The organism is Streptomyces sp. NPDC047515 (assembly GCF_040643055.1).
Lineage (GTDB): Bacteria > Actinomycetota > Actinomycetes > Streptomycetales > Streptomycetaceae > Streptomyces.
The window spans coordinates 13,664-34,360 of sequence record NZ_JBEYTM010000016.1 but is presented as its reverse complement, the minus strand read 5'-3'; the positions used below and the strand labels follow the sequence as shown (position 1 = coordinate 34,360).

Here is a 20,697-nt window from a genome sequence, read left to right as displayed (position 1 = left end):
TTTACCGACAGGCTGTCGGGAAGCTGTTGACTTAGGTAAGCCTAAGTAAGAAGATCGGGAATGTCGACAGCCACCGCCCCCCGCGGTCGCTGCCGATGTTTCCGTCTCTTCCCGGACTTCCCGTCCCCCTCGGCCCCCGGAGGCCCGCCTTGAACGCAACCGCCGCCCCCACGCCCTTCTCGACACTCATCCGCACCGCCTCGCACGAGCAGCACACCGAGGCGGAGACCTCGACCTTCATGAGCGACCTGCTCGGCGGGCGGCTCGGAGTGGACGCGTACACGCGCTACACCGAGCAGCTGTGGTTCGTGTACCGGGCGCTGGAGGAGGGCGCCCAGGCATTGCGGAGCGACCCGGTCGCCGGTCCGTTCATACGGCCCGAGCTGATGCGCACCGCCGAGCTGGAGCGCGATCTGGCCCATCTGCGGGGTGCCGGCTGGCGCGAGGGCCTGGAGCCACTGCCCGCCACGGCCGCGTACGCCGCCCGGGTCGCGGAGTGCGCCCGGACCTGGCCCGCCGGTTACGTCGCGCACCACTACACCCGGTATCTCGGCGACCTCTCGGGCGGTCAGATCATCCGTGACAAGGCGGAGAGGACCTGGGGGTTCGCTCGCAAGGGCGACGGGGTCCGGTTCTATGTCTTCGAGGAGATCGCCAACCCCGCCTCGTTCAAGCGGGACTACCGCGAGCTGCTGGACGCGGTGAACGCGGACGACCTGGAGAAGCAGCGCATCGTCGACGAGTGCAAGCGGGCCTTCGCGCTGAACACGGCCGTGTTCCGGGAGCTCGGCGAGGTGTTCCCGCTCAGCGCGTAGGGCCTTGCCCGGCGTGGCGGGGTGACCGGCGTTCGCCGGTCGCCCCGGTTCAGCGTCGGGCGCGGACGGCGGCGAGTGTCACGCGGCCCCCGACCTCCACCGTGCCGTCGGGCGTGGGGGCGGTGAGGATCTGGGAGCCGCGTCCTTGCGTGATGTTGAGGGCGCGCCCCAGCTCCGCGCTGAGCAGCAGGGCCGCCGCGCCCGTCGCCTCGTCCTCCACGATGTTGTCGTCGCGCCGGGGGAACGCCCGCGCCCTGACCCGGCCGGCCGCCTCGTCCTCCCAGGCCCATACGTACAGCCAGCCCTCCCCCGGCGGCGGCCCGGTCAGCGCCTCGACGTCGGCGGCGGACCCGTACCGCTCCAGCGTGCGCGGGGGTGCCCACTCGGGGCGGGCGGTGATCCAGCTGAACTCGCCGTCCTGACGGGCGAAGACCTCCCCGACCGGAAGTTCCAGGATCTCCAGGTCGAGCAGCCAGGCCGTGCCGACGAGCGGATGCCCGGCGAACGGGAGGCGGAGACCCGGGGTGTAGATGTCGACGTGTCCGCGCTCGGGGTCGTCGACGAACACGGTCTCGCTGAAGCCGAGCCGGCCTGCCAGCGCCTGCCGGGACGCCCGGTCCGGGTAGGCGCTGCCGTCGCGCACCACACCGAGGGCGTTGCCGTGCCGGCCGTCGGGGCCGCAGAACACGCGTAGTACGTCGATGCCCGCGGGTACGTCGAAGTCGCTGTCGCTCACGTCAGCATTCAAGCACCGCCCGGGTGGCGGCCGTTCGGCCGGTCCAGCCGGGCGGTGCCGTCATGGGACGCGGACGGGTCAGGCGGTACGACGGCGGCGGGCCGCGATCACGACTCCGGCGCCGGCCACCACGACCACGCCCGAGGCGGCGAACAGGGCGCCGGCCGGGAGGTCGGAGCCGGTGGCGGCGAGGGAACCCGGGCCGCCGACCGAACCGCCCACCGAACCACCGACCGAGTTGCCGCCCACGCTGCCGCCACCGGCGGTCGTGGAGCCTCCCGCCAGGCCGGTGGAACCGGCGGAACCCGTGCCGCCCGTACCGCTGGGGAGTTCGGCGTCCTTGTCGAGGGCGACCGCGACGGTCAGCGCGTCGAGCTGCTCGCCCGCCCGGTACATGCCCCCGAAGGCCTTGGTGCCGTCGGCACTGAGGGTCGCCGGTACCGCCGAGAGGGTCACCACGCCGTCCTTCGCGGCGAGTTCGCCCTTGGGCAGCTTCAGGTCGGCGATCGCGAGACCGGTGTAGGTGGAGACCTTCTTCGTCTCTCGGTCCTTGGTGGTGACGTCCGCGATCAGCGTGCCCTTCGTCCCGTTCACCTGGATCTCCACGTCGGTCAGGGAGAGGTCCAGGGTGTACGCGCCGTTCTCCTCGTGGCCCAGGAAGCGGACCCTGCCGTCGAACCCGGCGTTCAGGGTCTGCTTCGCGGCGTCGAAGTGGCCGGTGGCGTCGGGGAACCGGTAGCCGTCGCCGGACACGGTGGCACCTCCCGTCGTCTCGATTCTGCCGTGGGCGATCGGGCCCGTGACGTAGCTGCGGAAGGACTTCTTCACGCCCCAGTCCAGGGTGCCGTCGACGATCGCGCCCGGGTCGGCGGCGGCCGGCTCGTCGGTGGCCGGGGCGGAGGGGGACGGGGGCGCGGACGAGGTGGGCTTCCCGCTCGGCCCGGTGGTCGGCTCCGCGGTCGGCTCCGTGGTGGGCTTCCCGGTGGGTTCGGGCGTCGGCTTCCCGGTCGGCTCGGTGGTCGGCTCCTGCGTGGGCTTCCCGGTCGGGGCCGTGACCGCCTTCACCGAGAGCGTGGCCGGGTCGAGCGCGTCGCCCTCCTTGTACTGGCCGTTGAATGCCTCGGAGCCCGCCTTCGTCAGCGTCGCCGGGATGTCCTCGAAGACCATCGCGCCGCCCGCACCCCGGCCCGGCTTCACCGCCGAGAGGTCGAGGGCGGCGAACGCCACGTCGTCGCGGGTGCCCTGCGGGGTCGTGACGTCGACGGTGATCGTGCCGCCGGTACGGGTCGTGGCGAGCTTCACGTCGGAGAGCGTGATGTCGAGAACGCCCCCGTGGGCGTAGAAGTTGACGCCGCCCCCGAAGGCGGTGTCGGTGGCGTGCGTGGCCGTGTCGTAGGTGCCCTTGCCGTCGGCGAAGGTGAACACTCCGTTGTCGGGTGCCTGGGTGGCACCGTTCTCGGCGGTGATCCTCCCGCCGGAGAACGGCGAGGCGAGGTACTTGCGGAAGGACTCCTTGACGCCCCATTCCAGCGTGCCGTCCTTCAGCTCCAGCTTCGGCGCCGTGGCAGCCGCCCCGTCAAAGGCGGTGCTGTCGGCGGCGAACGCCGGAAGGGCGAACGCGGCCGCGCCGAGGGCGGCTGCCGTGGCGACGGCGGCGGCGAGAGCTCTGGGACGGCGGTTTGTTGCCATGGTCGGTGGTCTCCTCAGAGGATGGGAAGCGGGGGTGGGAGGGGGGCCAGGGTCTTTCGCCCGCCACGGATTACGGGCCAGCCCTCAGTTGTTGCGGCGTCGGGCGAGGTACAGCGCGGCAGCCGCCGCGGTGAGTACGCCCGCACCGCCGATGCCGAGGTACAGCCCGGTCCGGGAACCGGGACCGGGGTCGGCGTCGGACGCCGATGCGGCGGTGGTCGTGGTCTTCTCCGCCGGCGGGCCGGACGGGTCGGGCGCGCTGCCCAGGTCGGGCAGGGCGGGGAGTTCGGCCCGGGTGTCGACGGCGACGGCCAGCGAGACCGGGTCCATCGCGGTGCCGGCCCGGTAGAGCGAGCCGAACGCCTGCGCACCGTCGGCGGTGAGGGTCGCGGGGGCCTCGGTGAGGACGGCGAGCCCGTTCTTCGGCGTGAAGCCCTTCGCGGCGAAGGTGACGAGCGGGACGGCCTTTCGCCGGTCGCCGCCGCTCTGGACGTCGGCCGAGAGCGTGCCCCGGCCCGCCTTCACCCGGACCGCGACCGCGGAGAGCTTCAGATCGAGCCCATCGGCGCCGGTGAAGCGGACGCTGCCCGCGAAGCCCGCGTCCAGGCTCCGCCCCGCCGGGTCGTACGTGCCCTTGCCGCGTGGGAAGCGGAAGAGCGCCCCGCCGTCCTCGGCACCCTCGGCGAGGGTCCACCTCCCCTTGCCTACGGAGCCCGTGACGTACTCGCGGAAGGTCCGGCGCACGCCCCAGTCGACGGCGGCGTCCTCGAAGCGGCCCGCCGCCTGGTGCGCCTTCTCCCTCTTCTTCGAATCCTTCGGCTTTTCGGGGGACTTGGCCGCGGACGGCTGCCCGGCGGGGGCGGAGGTGTCCACGGAGAGGCTGATCGGGTCGAGCGGCGTGCCGGCCGTGTAGTAGCCGGCGAACGCCTTCGCGCCTTGTGAAGTCAGCGTCGCCGGGATGTTGTTGAGGGCGATGGGGGTGGAACCGCCCTTCATGTCGATCCCGGACAGACCGAGTCTCGCCAGCGGCACCTGGGCGGCCGAGGTGACGCGACCGCTCCCCCGGTCCTTGCTGACCATGTCCGCGTGGACGGTGCCGCTGCCGCCCGAAATGCGGACCGTGGGGCGGCTGATGGTCAGGTCCAGCTCATGGCCCCCGGTGGACTTCTTGTGACCGAGGAATCGGACCCCGCCCGAGAAGGCGGAGCTGAAGGCGCCGGTCGCCGGGTCGTAGGAACCGGTGGCGGAATGGAAGCGGAACTGGCTGCCGCCGACCGTGGCGGCACCACCGGTCAGGCTCCAACTGCCATTTGCGACGGGGCCGGTGACGTAGCTCTGGAAGGAGGACTTGATGCCCCAGTCCAGCCTGCCGCCCTGCACCGTGCGACTCGCCGCTTGCGCGGCGGTGGCCGGGAGCAGGACTCCCAGCACCGCCGTCAGGAGCGTGACGGCGAGTGCTCGGGCAGGTCTGGACGGCAGCATGGAACCCCTCCGAAATCTGGAAACTGAGGTAAGGCTAACCTAAGCTATGCGCGTCTCGTGGAGGTACCCCTTCCACCACATCACTCGCGAACAATGACCAACTGCCCACGCATGACGACAGGACGGTGCCCCAGTGCGCTTCTCGCAGGACTTCGCCCCACCGGGCCAGGGCGGCCGACGGCCGGGGCGCGGGCGGTCCGGGAGCCGTGGACCGCTCGACGCCCTGACGGCCGCCCTCGCCCTGGCCCTCGTCCTGACGGGCTGCGGCGGCGGTACGGAGACGAAGGCACCCACTGCCGGGGCCGCCGCCGACCGGGTCGAGCCCCTCGCCACCGCGCCTGAGCCGCAACTGCCCGTCACGGTGAAGTCGGCGGACGGCATCGAGGTGACCGTCGCCTCGACCGACCGCATCGTTCCGCTGACCGGTGGCCTGAGCGAGATCGTCTTCACGCTCGGCCTCGGCAAGCGGGTCGTGGCCCGTGACATCACCGCCACCTTCGAACAGGCCGCGAAGCTCCCGGTGGTGACCCGGGCCCATGACGTCTCGGCTGAGAGCGTGCTCTCGCTGAGACCGACGGTCGTCCTGGCGGAGACCACGACCGGCCCTTCGGAGGCCATCGACCAGATCCGCGACGCGGGTATCCCGCTCGTCGTCGTCGAACCCGCCAAGGAACTCGACGACGTCGGCCGCCGGATCGACACCGTGGCGGCGGCCCTGGGCGTGCCGGACTCAGGCGCCGAACTCGACGCGCGCACCCGGTCCCGCATCGAGGCCGTAGAGAAGTCCGTGCCCGCCCCGGCCGACGGGCGCGAGAAGCCCCGGGTCGCCTTCCTCTATCTGCGCGGCTCGGCCTCCGTCCATCTGCTGGGCGGCCGGGACTCCGGCGCGAGTTCGCTCATCGAGGCGGCGGGGGCCGTCGACGCGGGCAAGGCGTCCGGGCTGAAGAAGGACTTCACCGCCATCACCAGCGAGGCCCTGGCCAACGCCGCGCCCGACGCCATCCTGGTGATGAGCAGGGGACTCGACTCGGTGGGCGGCGTCGACGGTCTGCTGAAGATCCCGGGCGTCGCCGAGACCCCGGCCGGGATGGACCGGCGGATCATCTCCATCGATGACGGCGTGCTGCTGAACTACGGGCCGCGCACGGACCGGGTGCTGAGCGAACTGGTCGCCCGGCTCCATCCGAAGGGCGGGGCGGACAAGTGACCACCTCCTGCGACGAACGCACCCCGCCGGCCACCACCACGGCCCCGGAACCCCGGACGCCCGGCCCCCGGCGCTCCACCGGCCTCGTCCTGACCGCGGGGCTGCTCGCCGCCCTCGTGGTGTGCTGCCTGCTCTCCGCCGGACTCGGCGCGTACCGCATCCCGCTCGGCGATGTCCTCGCCTCCGTCCAGCACCGGCTCGGCCTCGGCGGCGCCGCGCTCGACCGGGTCGGGGAGAGCGTGCTGTGGAACGTACGGCTGCCGAGGGTCGTCCTCGCGCTGCTCGTCGGGGCGTCGCTGGGCTGCGCGGGCGCCCTGATGCAGGGCGTGTTCGGCAATCCGCTCGCCGAGCCCGGGGTGATCGGGATCTCCTCCGGCGCGGCGGTCGGTGCCGTCGCCTCGATCTCGCTCGGGCTGAACTTCCTCGGCAACTGGACCATCACCGTCTGCGCGTTCGTCGCCGGGCTCGCGACGGTGCTGCTGGTGTACGCGCTGTCGCGGTCGGGCGGCCGGGCGGAGGTCGTGACGCTGATCCTCACCGGGATCTCGGTCAACGCCTTCGCGGGAGCGCTGATCGGGCTGTTCGTCTTCTTCGCCGACAACGCGCAGATCTCGCAGATCACCTTCTGGCAGCTGGGCTCGCTGGCGCAGGCGACCTGGCCCAAGGTGCTCGCCGTGCTGCCCTGCGCGGCGCTCGGGCTGCTCGTGGCGCCGTTCCACTCCCGGAAGCTGGACCTCCTCGCGCTCGGCGAGCGGCCCGCCCGGCATCTGGGGGTCGACGTCGAACGGTCGCGGATCACACTCGTCCTCGTGGTGGCACTGCTGACCGCCGCCGCGGTGGCGGTCGCCGGGATCATCTCGTTCGTGGGGCTGCTGGTCCCTCATCTGCTGCGGATGGCCAACGGTCCCGGGCACCGCTTCCTCGTCCCCGGCAGCGCGCTCGGCGGTGCCCTGGTGCTGGTGGCGGGCGATCTCGCGGCCCGCACCGTCGCCGCCCCCGCCGAGCTGCCGCTCGGCGTGCTGACCGCGCTCTTCGGCAGCCCGTTCTTCTTCTGGCTGCTGCGCAGGACCCGTCGCAGGCAAGGTGGTTGGGCATGAGGACGCCGAGGAATCCGTTCCGGGGACGGGGCCGGCTGCTGCCCGCTCCCGTTCCGCCCGGCTCCCCCGTCGCCGAGGCGCGCGGGCTGCGGGTGCGGCTGGGCCGGCGGCCGGTGCTCGACTCCATCGACCTGACCGCGTACGCGGGCGAGGTGCTGGCGCTCGTCGGGCCCAACGGGGCGGGGAAATCGACCCTGTTGGCGGCGCTGGCCGCCGATCTTCCCGCCGAGAGCGGCGGAGTACGGATCGACGGGCGCCCGGTCGCCGACTGGTCCGCCGCCGAACTGGCCCTGCGCCGGGCGGTGCTGCCGCAGTCCGCCGCGCTGTCGTTCCCGTTCCCGGTGGCGGACGTCGTGCGGATGGGGCGGGCACCTTGGGCCGGGACGGAGCGGGCGGACGAGGACGATCCGGCCATCGCCGCAGCGATGGCCGCCACCGAGGTGACCGAGTTCGCCGAACGCCCCTTCTCCGCGCTGTCCGGTGGCGAGCGGGCCCGGGTCGCGCTGGCCAGGGTGCTGGCACAGCGCGCCCCGCTGCTGCTGCTCGACGAGCCGACCGCCGCGCTCGATCTGCGCCACCAGGAGCTGGTGCTGCGGATCTGCCGGGAGCGGGCCGCCGCCGGGATCGCGGTCGTCGTCGTGCTGCACGATCTGGGGCTGGCCGCGGCGTACGCGGACCGGGCCGCCGTGCTGCGCGACGGGCGGATAGCGGTGGCGGGCCCGCCCGCCGAGGTGTTCACGGGTGAACTGCTCGGCGAGGTCTACCGGCAGCCGGTCGAGGTCTTCCCGCATCCGCGCACCGGGGCACCCCTCGTGGTACCGACACGAGACACCCGACCGTCGCTTGACCTTTCCATGAGCCTTCCGTGAGGCGATCGTGATCTCCCCGCTCCCGCACCGCCGGGATGAGAGCTGAATCACTGCACAGGCGGGTACGGGTCAGGTAAGCCTCGGTTAAGTTAGGTCTGCCTCACCTGTCTTTGTCCGACCTTCTCCCGCTTCTCCTTCATCCTCTGTGGAGCCCGTATGCGAGCCGTTCGTTTCTCCGTCGTCACCGCTGCCGCGACGGTGGCAGCCCTGACCGCCGTCACGGGCTGCGCGCAGAAGAGCGACGGAAAGGGAGACAACGCCCTGCAGGTCGTCGCGAAGGACGACGCCTGCGAGCTGTCGAAGAAGAAGCTTCCGGCCGGTCACGTCGAACTGGCCGTACAGAACAAGGGCTCGAAGGTCACCGAGGTCTACGTCCTCTTCCCGGACGACCGCATCGCCGCCGAGCGCGAGAACATCGGCCCCGGCACCAAGGCCACCATCACCGCCGAGGTGAAGGCCGGTTCGTACGACGTCGTCTGCAAGCCCGGCATGAAGGGCAAGGGCATCCGGCAGCAGATCGAGGTCGCCGGCGGCACCTCCGCCAAGCGCAGCCCCGAGATGGACAAGGCGGTCGCGGAGTACCGCACTTACGTCCAGGCCCAGGCCGACGAGACGCTGCCCAAGGCCAAGAAGTTCACGGACGCCGTGGCCGCCGGCGACATCGAGGCCGCCAAGAAGATCTACGCCGACTCCCGGCTCGGCTGGGAACGCACCGAGCCGGTCGCCGAGTCCTTCGGCGACATCGACCCGAAGGTCGACCTCCGCGAGGACGGCCTGGAGGACGGCCAGAAGTGGACCGGCTGGCACCGTCTGGAGAAGGCGCTGTGGCAGGAGAAGAAGCTGGGCGCCGAGGAGAAGGCCCTGGCACCGGTCCTCTACAAGGACCTGCTCGACTGGCAGAAGCGGGTCGGCACGGCGGACATCACCCCGACCTCGATGGCCAACGGCGCCAAGGAGCTCCTCGACGAGGTCGCCACCGGCAAGGTCACCGGTGAGGAGGAGCGCTACAGCCACACCGACCTGATCGACTTCAAGGGCAACGTCGAGGGTGCGCAGAAGTCCTACGAGCTGCTGAAGCCGATCGCCTCGAAGAACGACCCGACGCTGACGGCGAGCCTGGACAAGCAGTTCGCGGCGCTGAACACGTTGCTGGACAAGTACCGCAAGGACAAGAGCTCCTACGAGTTCGTCTCGTACGAGAAGGTCGGCAAGGCCGACCGCAAGGAGCTGTCGGACGCGGTCAACGCGCTGGCCGAGCCGCTGTCCCGGCTCGCCGCCGCGGTGACGAAGTAACGGGCCGGGAGGGATCGGGATGTCCGAGGACACGCAGAACACCACCGTGGACGACGCCGGGACCGGTGGCCGTGCCCCGTCCCGTCGGGCGCTGCTGGGCTGGGGCGGCGCCGGACTGGCGCTGGGCGCCGCCGTGGCGGGTGGCGCGGTCGCCGCGGTGCGGCCGGGGAGCGACGCGGTGCCGACCGCGGACAGCGGTGCGGCCGTCGCGTTCCACGGCGCGCATCAGGCCGGTATCGCCACCGCCGTACAGGACAGGCTGCACTTCGCCGCGTTCGACGTGACGACGAAGGACCGCGCCGAGCTGATCTCGCTGCTCAAGGAGTGGACCCGGGCGGCCGAGCGGATGACGGCCGGTCACGCGGTCGGCGACGGTGCCTACGGTGGTCTCGCCGAGGCCCCGCCGGACGACACGGGCGAGGCGCTGGGGCTCAAGCCGTCCCGGCTCACGCTCACCATCGGCTTCGGCCCCTCGCTCTTCGCCAAGGGCCGGTTCGGCCTGGAGGACAAGCGCCCCGAGGCACTCGTCGATCTGCCGAAGTTCCCCGGCGACAATCTCGACGCGGCCCGCAGCGGCGGCGACCTCTGCGTCCAGGCGTGCGCGGACGACCCGCAGGTCGCGGTGCACGCCATCCGCAACCTCGCCAGGATCGGCATGGGCCGCACCGCGATCCGCTGGTCCCAGCTCGGCTTCGGCAAGACGTCCTCGACGACGCCCGACGCACAGACCCCGCGCAACATGTTCGGCTTCAAGGACGGCACCCGGAACATCTCCGGAACCGACACCGCCGCCCTGGACAAGCACGTGTGGGTGGGCGAGAAGGACAAGGCGGGCTGGATGACCGGGGGTTCGTACCTGGTGGCCCGGCGCATCCGGATGCACATCGAGACCTGGGACCGCACATCGCTCCAGGAGCAGGAGGACGTCTTCGGCCGCGACAAGGGCGAGGGCGCCGCGGTCGGCAGGTCCAAGGAGCACGACGAGCCGTTCCTGAAGGCGATGCTGCCGACCGCGCATGTGCGGCTCGCGCACCCGGACAGCAACGACGGTGCGACGATCCTGCGCCGCGGGTACTCCTTCACCGACGGCACGGACGGCCTCGGACGGCTCGACGCCGGGCTGTTCTTCATCGCCTACCAGCGCGATTCCCGCAAGGCGTTCATCCCGCTGCAGCGGCGCCTCGCGGCGAACGACGCACTCAACGAGTACATCCAGCACGTGGGTTCGGCGCACTTCGCCGTCCCGCCGGGCGTCCGCGACAAGGACGACTGGTGGGGCCGGGCGCTGTTCTCGTAGAAAAGGAGAACCGAGACGTGTTCAGCAATTTCCTGATCGGCCTGCGCGAAGGCCTTGAGGCCAGCCTGGTCGTCTGCATCCTCATCGCCTATCTGGTGAAGACCGGCAACAAGAACAAGCTGGTGCCGATCTGGATCGGTGTCGGTATCGCGATCGTCGTCAGCCTGGCGTTCGGCGCCGGTCTCGAATTCGGTTCGCAGGAGATGACGTTCAAGGCCCAGGAGGCGCTCGGCGGATCGCTGTCGATCGTCTCGGTCGGTCTGGTCACCTGGATGGTCTTCTGGATGCGGCGCACCGCGCGGCATCTGAAGACGGAACTGCACGGCAAGCTCGACGCGGCGCTCGCGATGGGCACCGGCGCGCTGGTCGCCACGGCGCTCCTCGCGGTGGGCCGGGAGGGCCTGGAGACCTCGCTGTTCGTGTGGCGCGCGGTGCACGCGGCGGACGACGGCTGGCACCCGATGATCGGCGCGTTCCTCGGTATCGCGGCCGCCGTCGTGCTGGGCTGGCTGTTCTACCGCGGCGCGCTGAAGATCAACCTGTCGAAGTTCTTCACCTGGACCGGCGGCATGCTGGTGATCGTCGCCGCGGGCGTGCTCGCGTACGGCGTCCACGACCTGCAGGAAGCCGAGTTCCTGGGCGGTATCCACCACCAGGCGTTCGACATCAGCGCCACGATTCCGCCGGACAGCTGGTACGGCACGCTGCTGAAGGGCACGTTCAACTTCCAGCCGGACCCGACCGTTCTTCAGATCACGGTGTGGGCGCTGTATCTGATCCCTACTCTCGCGCTGTTCCTCGCCCCGGTAGGGTTCGGACGGTCAGAGGCCCTCTCGGTGCGGGCGATGGATCAGAAGGCGCGGAAAGCAACGGATGAGAAGCCTGAGGCCGATTCGGCCGGCGACGGTGCTCGCGACGGTGACGGTGCTGTCCTTGACGGCGAGCGGGTGCGTGACGGTGCACGGCGAGCTGGAAGTGGTGCCGGCCGCAACCAGGTCTGAGGCCGCCCGGGCACTGAAGGATTTCACCTCCGCGTACAACGCGGCGGACAAGGCCTACGACCCGGCTCTGGACGCGGACCGGGTCGCGGGCCCGCTCGGCGCGATCAACCAGGCCGGGCTGAGGGCGCGGCAGAAGAACAATCCGAACGGCAACGCGAACCACACGCCGTTGGAGCTGACCGACGCCAGGTATCTCATCCCGAAGAAGGCCGGCTGGCCGCGCTGGTTCCTCGCGGACACCGACTCCAACCGCGACGAGGACACCGGGAAGCTGGACACCCGCTGGCTGCTCGTCTTCGTCAAGTCCGGGCCCGGCGCGGGCTGGAAGACCTCGTATCTGTCGGTCGTCCCGGCGTCCCAGGTGCCCGGCTTCTCGAAGGACGACGAAGGCCGCGCCGAACCGGTGGCCCCGGACAGCCCCGAACTGACCGTGGCACCGGAGGATTTGAGCACCCGGTACACGGAGTACCTGCAGCAGGGCACCCCGGACGTCTTCGCCCCCGGTACCGCCACTTCGGGCTGGCGGGAGGCGCGCCGCACCACCCGGCGGGCGGGCTTCTCGTACCAGTACATCGACCAGCCGCTGGACAACGGCACGTTCGCCCCGCTCGGCCTGCGGACGGACGACGGCGGGGCGCTGGTCTTCTTCAGCAGCAAGCACTTCGAACGGCAGACCGCCGCGAAGGGGCTGCGTCCGCCGCTCAACGCGGATGTGGAGGCGCTGCTGACCGGTGAGGTGCGCTCCACCCTCACCAAGGAGCGGGTCTCCAGTCAGCTGGTGTACGTCCCGAAGAAGGGCGCGAAGGACGGCAAGGTGGTCATGCTGAACCGGCTGCCGGGCCTGACTGCGGCGAAGGGTTCGTGACCGGGGCGCAATCGCGCCCCGTCGCCCAGGATCCGTCCGGCACCGGTCCCACCTGACCGGCCAGGGTCTTCCGTTCGGATCAGGCCGGGTCGGCGAGCCCGGTGCGATCCGGGCGAGAGGCCCTAACGGCTCATCGGCCACGCCACCGAGCCGTGGTCGAGATCGCCCTGGTCCGCGGCGTCCACGTACTGCGCACACGCGTCGGTGAGCGTCTCCAGCAGTGTCAGCGGATCGGGCAGCGGGTTCTCCGGCCCCCGCACCCACCCCACGTCCAGCTCAGCGGGAAGCCTGGCCGGCGGCAGGAGTACGTAGCTGCCGCGGCAGTGCCAGCGCAGTCCCGGATGCTCGTCCATGGTCTCGGGGTGGCAGTCCAGCTCGCACGGCCACCACTCGTCCTCGTCCTCGGGGGTACCGCGGGTGGCGGTGAAGAAGAGCATCCGGTCGTCGCCGGACCGGGCGACGGGGCCGACGTCGATGCCCGCGGCGAGGAGCCGCTCCAGCGCCTGGCTGCCCGCGGAGAGCGGGACGTCGAGGACGTCGTGGATCATGCCGGTCGCCGTGATGAAGTTGGCCTGACGCTGGCTGCGTGCCCAGCGCTCGATCTGGGCCCGGTCGGTGGTGGACTGCGTCTGCCAGGCGAAGGAGATGGGGTGCCGGGCGGGAGTGGGGCAGCCGATGCGTTCACAGGAACATCGGTAGCCGACCGGATGGGCGGCGGGCGCGATCGGCATTCCGGCCTCGGCGACGGCCAGGAGCAGCGCCTCCCGGGCGGTGTCGTCGACCTCGCGCTGCTGCGGTTTGGGTCGGCGGCGAAGCCATTGGGAAAATTTGCTCTCGGAGCCGCGATAACGGCCGAAATCGGCGCCCATCTATCCCCTTACCTTTGCGTTGCCCCTGTCCATCGTCCCACCATCCTGCGCCTCGGGTGGCCGGAGTCCCGAAGCGGGGTACGACAGAAAGCGCGATGAGCTGGGCGCTATCACACTTCTTGTCATGAAATGACGGGTGCGTCTGAGTGCCGTGTCAGCCCGTGCAGGGTGTAGTCGACGATCGTGTCCACGTACTCATGGGTGAGCGGGAGAGTCCGCAGCAACCAGCGGTGGGTGAGTGGTCCGACGAGGAGCTCCAGGGCGATCCGCGGGTCGACGTCGGCGCGCACCTGGCCCGCCTCCTGGGCGGCGCGCAGCCGTGCGGCGTACAGCTGGAGCGACGGGTCGAGCAGCTTCTGGACGAATTCGGCGCCGAGCCGCGGGTCGACGATCCCCTCGGCCGCCAGCGCCCTGGTCGGCGCCTCGAAGGCGGGGTCGGTCAGCTCGTCGACGGTGGCCCGCAGCACGGCCCTGAGGTCGGCCGCGAGATCACCGGTGTCCGGAATTCCCTGTGCCTCGCCCCCGCCGCTCCGCCCGGCGGCCCGGTCGCCGAGGGCGAGGAAGGCGTCCAGGAGGACGGCCGCCTTGGAGGGCCACCACCGGTAGATCGTCTGCTTCCCGACGCCGGCCCGTGCGGCGATGGCCTCGATGGTGGTCCTGGGGTAGCCGACCTCACCGACCAGGCCGAGAGCCGCGTCGTGGATCGCGCGGCGCGAGCGCTCGCTGCGGCGGCTGGAGTCGGGCGGCCTGTTCTCTGCCATGCCGGTCAATCTAGGGCCTCTCGCTCGGATCATGCCGGGCAGCGGCACGAGTCGATACGTATCGTCGCATCACCGTCGGGAACCACCCGATCGGATCACTGCACAACCGGCCCCGGAGAGCGGACCATGGGCTCACGCACACACCCGTGCGAAGTCCCTCGGCAGGCCACCCCTGTCGTGTTCGTGAGGAGCCGTCATTGCCTCGTGAAGCCACACCCCGCCGTTACCTGATGTGCGCTCCGGCCCACTTCAGGGTGACGTACTCCATCAACCCCTGGATGGACCCCAGCAAGCCCGTGGACCTCCCCCTGGCCCAGACCCAGTGGGAGGACCTGCGCGACCGATACCGCACCCTCGGGCACACCGTGGAGCTGCTCACGCCCCGGCCCGAGCTGCCCGACATGGTCTTCGCAGCCAACGGCGCCACCGTCGTCGACGGCCGCGTCCTGGGTGCCCGGTTCGCCTACCGGGAGAGGTTCGAGGAGGCGGAGGCCCATCGTGAGTGGTTCCGGGCCGACGGCTTCACCGAGATCCACGAACCGGCCCACGTCAACGAGGGCGAGGGCGACTTCGCGGTCACCGCGTCGTACCTCCTGGCCGGTCGGGGCTTCCGGTCCAGCCCGCTCTCGCACGGCGAGGCGCAGGAGTTCTTCGGCCGCCCGGTGATCGGGCTCGATCTGGTCGACCCGCGCTACTACCACCTGGACACGGCGCTGTGCGTGCTCGACGAGGCGGGGGACGAGATCATGTACTACCCGGGCGCCTTCTCGCCGGGCAGCCGGTCGGTGCTGGCGCGGCTCTTCCCCGACGCGCTGATCGCCGGGGAGGCGGACGCGGCGGCGCTCGGCCTGAACGCGGTGAGCGACGGACTCCACGTACTGCTGCCGCAGGCCGCCACGGGGCTCTTCGATCCGTTGCGGGCACGCGGCTTCGAGCCCGTGCCGATGGATCTGGGCGAGTTGCTGAAGGGCGGCGGCAGCGTGAAGTGCTGCACTCAGGAACTGCGCGGGTAGCCGGCGGTTCGGGCGGCCGTCAGTCGCCGGAGCGGTTCGGGCGTCCGGCGGCCGTCAGTCGCCGGAGCGGCCCGCGTCGTGCGGCGGCCACTCGTCGCCCCACGCGATGTCCCGGGCGGCCCGGTACAGCTCGCCGTGCCGCTTGGTGACCGTGGCGCGCCGCAGCGCCTCGTCACGGGTGCACAGGTCCAGCAGCACCTGCCCCTTGCGGATCTGCGGTTTGCGGGTGACCCGCGCCCGGACGGGCTCCGTCCCGAAACGGGTCGCCACGACGTAGCTGAACTTCTCGTCCTCGTACGGCAGCGAGCCGCCCTTGACCTGCCGGTGCAGCGAGGACCGGCTGACCCGGGCCGAGAAGTGGCACCAGTCCGTGCCCGGCTCGATGGGGCAGGCGTCGTCGTGCGGGCACGGAGCGGCGACCTTCAGCCCGGCGGCGATCAGCCGGTCGCGGGCCTCGATGATCCGGGCGTAGCCGTCGGGGGTGCCCGGCTCGACGACCACGACCGCCTGTGCCACGGCCGCCGCGGTGTCGACGAGGCCGGTGCGGACGTCCGCAGGCAGTTCCTTGAGCACGTAGGAGATGGTGACCAGGTCCGTGGGGGCGAGGTCGAGGCCCGCGCCGATCCGGGCCCGGCGCCACTCGGCGGCGCGCAGGGCGGGAATGCCGGAGAGCGCGGCCAGTTCACGGCCGAGGGCGAGTGCGGGCTCGGCCCAGTCCAGAACGGTCGTCCGCGGCCCCTCCCAGGCCCCCGCCACGGCCCAGCTCGCCGCTCCGGTACCGCCGCCGATGTCGGTGTGCGTGGCGGGCGCCCAGTCCGGGGCGGCCTCCTGGAGCGCGGCGAGGGCGGACCGTACGGCTTCGAAGGTCGCGGGCATCCGGTACGCGGCGTACGCGGCGACGTCGGAGCGGTCGCGGAGCACCGGGGTGTGGGTGGGGGTGGTCCCGCGGTAGTTGGCGATGAGCCGGTCGACGGCCTGGGCGGCCTGCTTGGGCGGCAGCCCGTCGAGCAGTCCGGCCAGCGCCGTGCGCAGGGCTTCCGCGGTGGGGAGGGTGGCGTTCACCGACGAATTGTAGGCGGAGGCCGCCCGCCCGCTTCCGGCCCGGCATCGATGGCGAACCGCAATGCCTGCGAACTGCCGCGGGCCCTGCGCCAGTTGCTACGCTGACCGGCGCGAGGTCGGGATCGCCCATCGAGGGAAACCATGAAACAGAAGATCGTGCGCCTGGTTCTGGTCGGCGGAGTTCTCCTGCTTGCCATGCTTCTTCTGCTGGCCACCTGCGGCAGCGGTGAGAAGAGCTCCGACAAGTCGAAGAAGCAGATCAGGACGAGCGCATCCACGGTGACGCGGCTCACCGTACCCTCCGTGTTCGCGCCGGAGCGCGGCTGGGAGCTCATCGGCACCTCACCCGACTACGCGATCTCCCGGACGACGGGCGCTCTCGCCTACCTGGCGCGGGTCTCGGACGGCAAGTACCAGCTGCGGACGATCGACTCGGAGACCGGAGAGGCGGGCTGGCACGGGGAGACGTGGCGGCCCCCGTCCCCGCAGCACTTCCCGAAGCTCGTCCCGGTCACCGTGGGCGACCACGAGTACTTCGTGACATGGGCGTACGGGAAGGTCGGCGAGAACGCGCTGACCCCCGCCGACACGATCGTCTCGCTGGATGTCTACGACGTGCAGGACGGCTCCCGGCGACGCGTCGAGGTGCCGTGGAACTCCGTGCCGACGGTCTCCACCACCGGCCCCGGCATCCTCATCAGCGACGGCCGGACGAACAGCGCGGTCGTCGACCCGGTGACCGGCCGGGTGTCGACGGTCACCGCCCCCGCGCTCAAGTACCCGAAGGGCTGCACGAGCTGCAAGCAGCTCACCGAGGTGCTCGGCATGACGGAGAAGGGCCTGCTGGTCAGCGGGGCCAAGGAGTTCTGGGTGCAGGGCGGCTGGTTCAGCCGCGATGTCGCCCCCAAGGGCACCGACCGGCTCAGCGGCATCCCGACCTCGGTGATCCCGGGCCTGGTGCTGGCGAAGTGGCAGCTCGCGAAGGGGGCCAAGCGCGCCACCACCCACGACCTGTGGACGGTGCACGACGTGGAGACGGGCAAGCCGCTCGCCTCGGTGGAGTGCAGCAAGCCCGCGATCAAGCCGGGCCAGTACCCGCAGCTCGTCTCCGCCCCCTCGGGGAACTTCCTGGTGGCCGGGCCGCTCGCCTTCGACCTGCTGACGAAGCGGGGCTTCTGCTTCGAGGGGACGGACGGCACGAAGCCGCTGACGCTGGCGTCGGTGAACGACGACGGCATCGCGTACGGCGCGGCGAACGCCCGCAACGCGGCGGACGTACTGGCCGGCGGCGGCACCCCCGTCGCGGTCGCGATCAGGAGCGGCACGACGGGCGCCCTGCCCTCGAACCAACTGGTCCCGGGCGCGGTGACATCGGACGGGGTCGGCCTGTTCCGCTGGACGGACGAGAAGGACCGCCCGCATCTGATCGGCTACCCGGGCGCCCACTGAGAGGAGTTCACCGGCCGTACGGAAACGCGCTCGCGCCGCACCGGCCCCCGTTGTTAGAACGGGGCATGGGAATCTGGACCGACGCCTTCATCGCGCCCGCGGAGCCGGCTCTGCTTCCGTCCGAGGCCTTCGGGCGCCTCGTGGTCGATCTGGCGCGCGAGCGTCTGGTCCGAACGCCGTGGGCGCTCGTCGCGGGGAGGCTCTGCGTCAACGCCAGTCTCAACTGGGGCAGTGTCAGCGGGCAGGCCCGCTGGGAGCGGCCGGCCGTCGGCACGACGCTACGGACCGAGGAGTACCCGCTGGGCGAGCCGGACGACGACCCGCCGCCCTGGGGTCCCTCGCACGAGGAGGCCCGGCTGCTCGCCGCCGGGGACGCGGTCCTCGACGTACTGCCGGCGCTGCGGGCCGCTCCGTACGGCGCCGAGGACATCGCCGTCACCTTCGCGCACATGGACTTCGGCAACCGGGCGATCGCCGACCGGTTCCGATACGAGGACCACCGCACGATGCTCGTCTGCTTCGCCCTGGCACGTCCGCAGCACCGGCCGCTGTCCGCCCATGAGTGCGGGTACCCCGGCGGGGCGACGCACCCGGTGCGGACCTGCGTGGTCCACACCTTCAAGCACGCGTCCGAAGACGGCGCGGTACCGTCGCTCGCCTCCGTTGCCTCCCGCCACCTCGGACCGGACCTGATCAGCGGCTGGACCTGGGGCTGACCTCGTCGGCATCCTGCGTCCGGATCAGCCGGGCACGATCCGGACGAGAGGCCCTACGCCGCCCGCTGCCAGGGCCGGCACAGCCCCAGGAAGCAGGCCATCGCGCCCGCCGCGCACACCAGTTGCACGAGCGCCATCGGGACGGCCGTGTCCTCGCCCGCGATCCCGACGAGCGGCGAGGCGACGGCCCCGATCAGGAACGACGACGTGCCGAGCAGCGCGGAGGCGGATCCGGCCGCGTTCTTCGTACGCATCAGGGCCTGCGCGTTGGTGTTCGGCATCGCGAGCCCCATCGCCGACATCAGCACGAAGAGGCCGGCCGCCACCGGGACCAGCCCCACGTCACCGAAGACCCCGGAGGTCATCAGCAGCAGCGCGGCCGCGGCCAGCACGATGACCGAGAGGCCGAAGGCGAGCGCCTTGTCCAGGCTGATCCGGCCGACCAGCACCTTGCCGTTGATCTGGCCCACGATGATCAGGCCGACCGAGTTGATGCCGAAGAGCAGGCTGAACGTCTGCGGCGAGGCCCCGTAGATCTCCTGCACCACGAACGGCGAGGCGCTCACGTACGAGAAGAGGGCGGCGAAGGCGAGGCTGCCCGCGATCATGTAACCGGTGAAGACCCGGTCGGCGAGCAGCCCGCGCATGGTGCGCAGCGCGTCGCCGATGCCGCCGGTGTGCCGGTCCTGCGGCGGCAGGGTCTCGTGCAGCCACTTCCAGACGATCAGGGTGAGGGCCACGCCGACGACGGTGAGGACGGCGAAGATTCCCCGCCAGTCGGTGAACCGCAGCACCTGGCCGCCGATCAGCGGGGCGACGATCGGCGCGACGCCGGAGATCAGCATCAGGGTGGAGAAGAACTTGGCCATCTCCACGCCGTCGTACATGTCGCGCACCACCGCGCGGGCGATGACGATCCCCGCCGCACCGGCCAGGCCCTGCAGGAGACGGAAGCCGATGAGGAGTTCCGTGGTGGGGGCGAAGACACAGATCGCGGTGGCGACAACGTAGATGATCATGCCGAGGAGCAGCGGCCTGCGTCGCCCCCACCGGTCGCTCATCGGTCCGACGACGACCTGTCCGAGCGCCATGCCGGTGAGGCAGGCGGTGAGGGTCAGCTGGACGGTCGCGGCGGAGGAGTGCAGGGAGTCGGTGACCGCGGGCAGTGCCGGGAGGTACATGTCCATGGAGAGGGGCGGCAGGGCGGTGAGGCCGCCGAGGACCAGGGTGACGAGGAGTCCGGTGCGCCGGGCCGCTTCGGTGGCGGCCGGATTCCCGGGAGGTGTGCCGGTGGCCGGGGGCCCCTCGGCCCCGGTCCCGGTGGTCGTTATGTGTGTGCGTTCCTGCTGGGCCCGGCTTGCGCCGCTCTCCGGCATTCTCATCTCCATGTCGTTGAATCCACCTCTATGCTCTCAGCTCAGCCGCACTGGTCGAGACCTTTTGGGGAGCAGTCATGACAGGCATGAGCGGGTCCGTGCGTTGGGGTGTACTGGCGACCGGCGGCATCGCCGCGACGTTCACCGAGGACCTGCGGGCGATGCCGGACGCGGAGGTGGTGGCCGTCGCGTCCCGTACGGACGCCTCGGCGCAGGCGTTCGCGCAGCGGTTCGGGATACCCCGGGCGTACGGCAGCTGGGCCGCTCTCGCCGCCGACGACGAGGTCGACGTGGTGTACGTCGCGACGCCGCACTCGGCGCACCGGGAGGCGGCCGCGCTCTGTCTGGAGGCCGGGAAGCACGTGCTGTGCGAGAAGGCGTTCACGCTCAACGCGCGGGAGGCGGACGAGCTGGTGAAGCTCGCCCGGGACCGTGGTCTCTTCCTGATGGAGGCCATGTGGACGTACTGCAACCCGGTCATCCGGCGCATGACGGAGCTCGTCCGGGACGGCGCCATCGGCGATATCCGTACCGTGCAGGCCGACTTCGGGTTCGCGGGCGACTTCGGCCCCGAACACCGGCTGCGCGACCCGGCGCTGGGCGGTGGCGCGCTGCTGGACCTCGGGGTCTACCCGGTGTCGTTCGCCCAGCTGCTGCTGGGCGAGCCGGACCGGGTGCAGGCCGACGCGCTGCTCTCCCCGGAGGGCGTCGATCTGAACACGGCCATGCTGCTGAGCTGGTCGCAGGCCGGCGCCTCGGCGCTGCTGAACTGCTCGATCGTCGGGGACACCCCGGTCACCGCGGCGATCACCGGGACGAAGGGGCGGATCGACTTCCCGCACGGCTTCTTCTATCCGGAGCGCTTCGTGCTGCACCGGCCGGGCAAGGAGCCGGAGGAGTTCACCGCGGGGGCGGCGGGCGGGGGACTGCGCGGGATGCAGTTCGAGCAGGCGGAGGTGGCGCGGGCGCTGCGGGCGGGCGAGACGGAGTCGCCGCTGGTGCCGCTGGACGGTTCCCTGGCCGTGATGCGGACGCTCGACGCGGTGCGTGACCGCATCGGCGTCCGCTACCCGGCCGACGGCCTCGGCTGACCGGGGCCG

The 20,697-nt window shown here is 71.4% G+C and carries 19 protein-coding genes; 12 read left to right on the top strand and 7 right to left on the bottom strand.

Features of this window, described 5'->3' with window-relative positions; genetic code table 11:
- Positions 1 to 149 precede the first annotated feature (149 nt).
- Positions 150 to 815: a biliverdin-producing heme oxygenase gene (locus tag ABZ826_RS16050; protein ID WP_361447557.1), complete on the top strand. Its 666-nt coding sequence runs from the start codon at positions 150 to 152 to the stop codon at positions 813 to 815.
- Between the two features lie 49 nt (positions 816 to 864).
- Here ABZ826_RS16050 and ABZ826_RS16045 read toward each other — a convergent pair whose 3' ends face one another.
- The 3 genes from ABZ826_RS16045 to ABZ826_RS16035 all read right to left on the bottom strand — a co-directional run bounded on the left by ABZ826_RS16045 (position 865) and on the right by ABZ826_RS16035 (position 4,722).
- On the bottom strand, positions 865 to 1,551 hold the full coding sequence (locus ABZ826_RS16045) for a PhzF family phenazine biosynthesis protein (RefSeq protein WP_361447555.1): 687 nt from the start codon (positions 1,549 to 1,551) through the stop codon (positions 865 to 867).
- Positions 1,552 to 1,629: 78 nt separating this feature from the next.
- A complete protein-coding gene (locus tag ABZ826_RS16040; protein WP_361447553.1) occupies positions 1,630 to 3,240 on the bottom strand; it encodes an HtaA domain-containing protein in 1,611 nt (536 codons plus the stop codon).
- 84 nt (positions 3,241 to 3,324) lie between these two features.
- Positions 3,325 to 4,722, bottom strand: coding sequence for an HtaA domain-containing protein (locus ABZ826_RS16035; protein ID WP_361447551.1), 1,398 nt, complete (start codon positions 4,720 to 4,722; stop codon positions 3,325 to 3,327).
- 133 nt (positions 4,723 to 4,855) lie between these two features.
- Here ABZ826_RS16035 and ABZ826_RS16030 point away from each other — a divergent pair, with 133 nt between their 5' ends.
- The 7 genes from ABZ826_RS16030 (at position 4,856) to ABZ826_RS16000 (ending at position 12,351) form a co-directional block, all read left to right on the top strand.
- Positions 4,856 to 5,929 (top strand): ABC transporter substrate-binding protein, encoded by a 1,074-nt coding sequence (locus tag ABZ826_RS16030; protein ID WP_361447549.1) that lies wholly within the window; start codon positions 4,856 to 4,858, stop codon positions 5,927 to 5,929.
- A complete protein-coding gene (locus ABZ826_RS16025) occupies positions 5,926 to 7,026 on the top strand; it encodes an iron ABC transporter permease (RefSeq protein ID WP_361447547.1) in 1,101 nt (366 codons plus the stop codon). The genes ABZ826_RS16030 and ABZ826_RS16025 overlap by 4 nt, the downstream gene beginning before the upstream one ends.
- A complete protein-coding gene (locus ABZ826_RS16020) occupies positions 7,023 to 7,895 on the top strand; it encodes a heme ABC transporter ATP-binding protein (RefSeq protein ID WP_361447545.1) in 873 nt (290 codons plus the stop codon). Before ABZ826_RS16025 ends, ABZ826_RS16020 begins: the two co-directional genes overlap by 4 nt.
- A 156-nt stretch (positions 7,896 to 8,051) precedes the next feature.
- Positions 8,052 to 9,188 (top strand): iron uptake system protein EfeO, encoded by a 1,137-nt coding sequence (efeO, locus tag ABZ826_RS16015; RefSeq protein ID WP_361447543.1) that lies wholly within the window; start codon positions 8,052 to 8,054, stop codon positions 9,186 to 9,188.
- Between the two features lie 19 nt (positions 9,189 to 9,207).
- Complete coding sequence (efeB, locus tag ABZ826_RS16010) at positions 9,208 to 10,485, top strand: iron uptake transporter deferrochelatase/peroxidase subunit (RefSeq protein ID WP_361447541.1); 1,278 nt, start codon at positions 9,208 to 9,210, stop codon at positions 10,483 to 10,485.
- 17 nt (positions 10,486 to 10,502) lie between these two features.
- A complete protein-coding gene (efeU, locus tag ABZ826_RS16005) occupies positions 10,503 to 11,486 on the top strand; it encodes an iron uptake transporter permease EfeU (protein WP_361447539.1) in 984 nt (327 codons plus the stop codon).
- Positions 11,392 to 12,351: a hypothetical protein gene (locus tag ABZ826_RS16000; RefSeq protein WP_361447537.1), complete on the top strand. Its 960-nt coding sequence runs from the start codon at positions 11,392 to 11,394 to the stop codon at positions 12,349 to 12,351. Before efeU ends, ABZ826_RS16000 begins: the two co-directional genes overlap by 95 nt.
- 122 nt (positions 12,352 to 12,473) lie before the next feature.
- On the opposite strand, the gene ABZ826_RS15995 is transcribed toward ABZ826_RS16000, so the two are convergent.
- On the bottom strand, positions 12,474 to 13,220 hold the full coding sequence (locus tag ABZ826_RS15995) for a bifunctional DNA primase/polymerase (RefSeq protein ID WP_361447535.1): 747 nt from the start codon (positions 13,218 to 13,220) through the stop codon (positions 12,474 to 12,476).
- Between the two features lie 122 nt (positions 13,221 to 13,342).
- Positions 13,343 to 13,981 carry a TetR/AcrR family transcriptional regulator gene (locus tag ABZ826_RS15990; RefSeq protein WP_361447533.1) on the bottom strand — a complete coding sequence of 213 codons (639 nt, stop codon included), beginning with the start codon at positions 13,979 to 13,981 and terminating at the stop codon, positions 13,343 to 13,345.
- Between the two features lie 197 nt (positions 13,982 to 14,178).
- Between ABZ826_RS15990 and ddaH the strand changes: the two genes are divergently transcribed.
- Positions 14,179 to 14,994, top strand: a complete 816-nt coding sequence (gene ddaH, locus ABZ826_RS15985) for a dimethylargininase (protein ID WP_361447531.1) — start codon at positions 14,179 to 14,181, stop codon at positions 14,992 to 14,994.
- Between the two features lie 54 nt (positions 14,995 to 15,048).
- Here ddaH and ABZ826_RS15980 read toward each other — a convergent pair whose 3' ends face one another.
- On the bottom strand, positions 15,049 to 16,056 hold the full coding sequence (locus ABZ826_RS15980) for a small ribosomal subunit Rsm22 family protein (protein WP_361447529.1): 1,008 nt from the start codon (positions 16,054 to 16,056) through the stop codon (positions 15,049 to 15,051).
- A gap of 141 nt (positions 16,057 to 16,197) precedes the next feature.
- Here ABZ826_RS15980 and ABZ826_RS15975 point away from each other — a divergent pair, with 141 nt between their 5' ends.
- Positions 16,198 to 17,505, top strand: a complete 1,308-nt coding sequence (locus ABZ826_RS15975; RefSeq protein WP_361447527.1) for a hypothetical protein — start codon at positions 16,198 to 16,200, stop codon at positions 17,503 to 17,505.
- Positions 17,506 to 17,570: 65 nt separating this feature from the next.
- Positions 17,571 to 18,221, top strand: coding sequence for a hypothetical protein (locus ABZ826_RS15970; protein WP_361447525.1), 651 nt, complete (start codon positions 17,571 to 17,573; stop codon positions 18,219 to 18,221).
- Between the two features lie 53 nt (positions 18,222 to 18,274).
- On the opposite strand, the gene ABZ826_RS15965 is transcribed toward ABZ826_RS15970, so the two are convergent.
- On the bottom strand, positions 18,275 to 19,597 hold the full coding sequence (locus tag ABZ826_RS15965) for a multidrug effflux MFS transporter (protein WP_361447734.1): 1,323 nt from the start codon (positions 19,595 to 19,597) through the stop codon (positions 18,275 to 18,277).
- A gap of 86 nt (positions 19,598 to 19,683) precedes the next feature.
- Between ABZ826_RS15965 and ABZ826_RS15960 the strand changes: the two genes are divergently transcribed.
- A complete protein-coding gene (locus ABZ826_RS15960; RefSeq protein WP_361447732.1) occupies positions 19,684 to 20,688 on the top strand; it encodes a Gfo/Idh/MocA family oxidoreductase in 1,005 nt (334 codons plus the stop codon).
- Positions 20,689 to 20,697 lie beyond the last annotated feature (9 nt).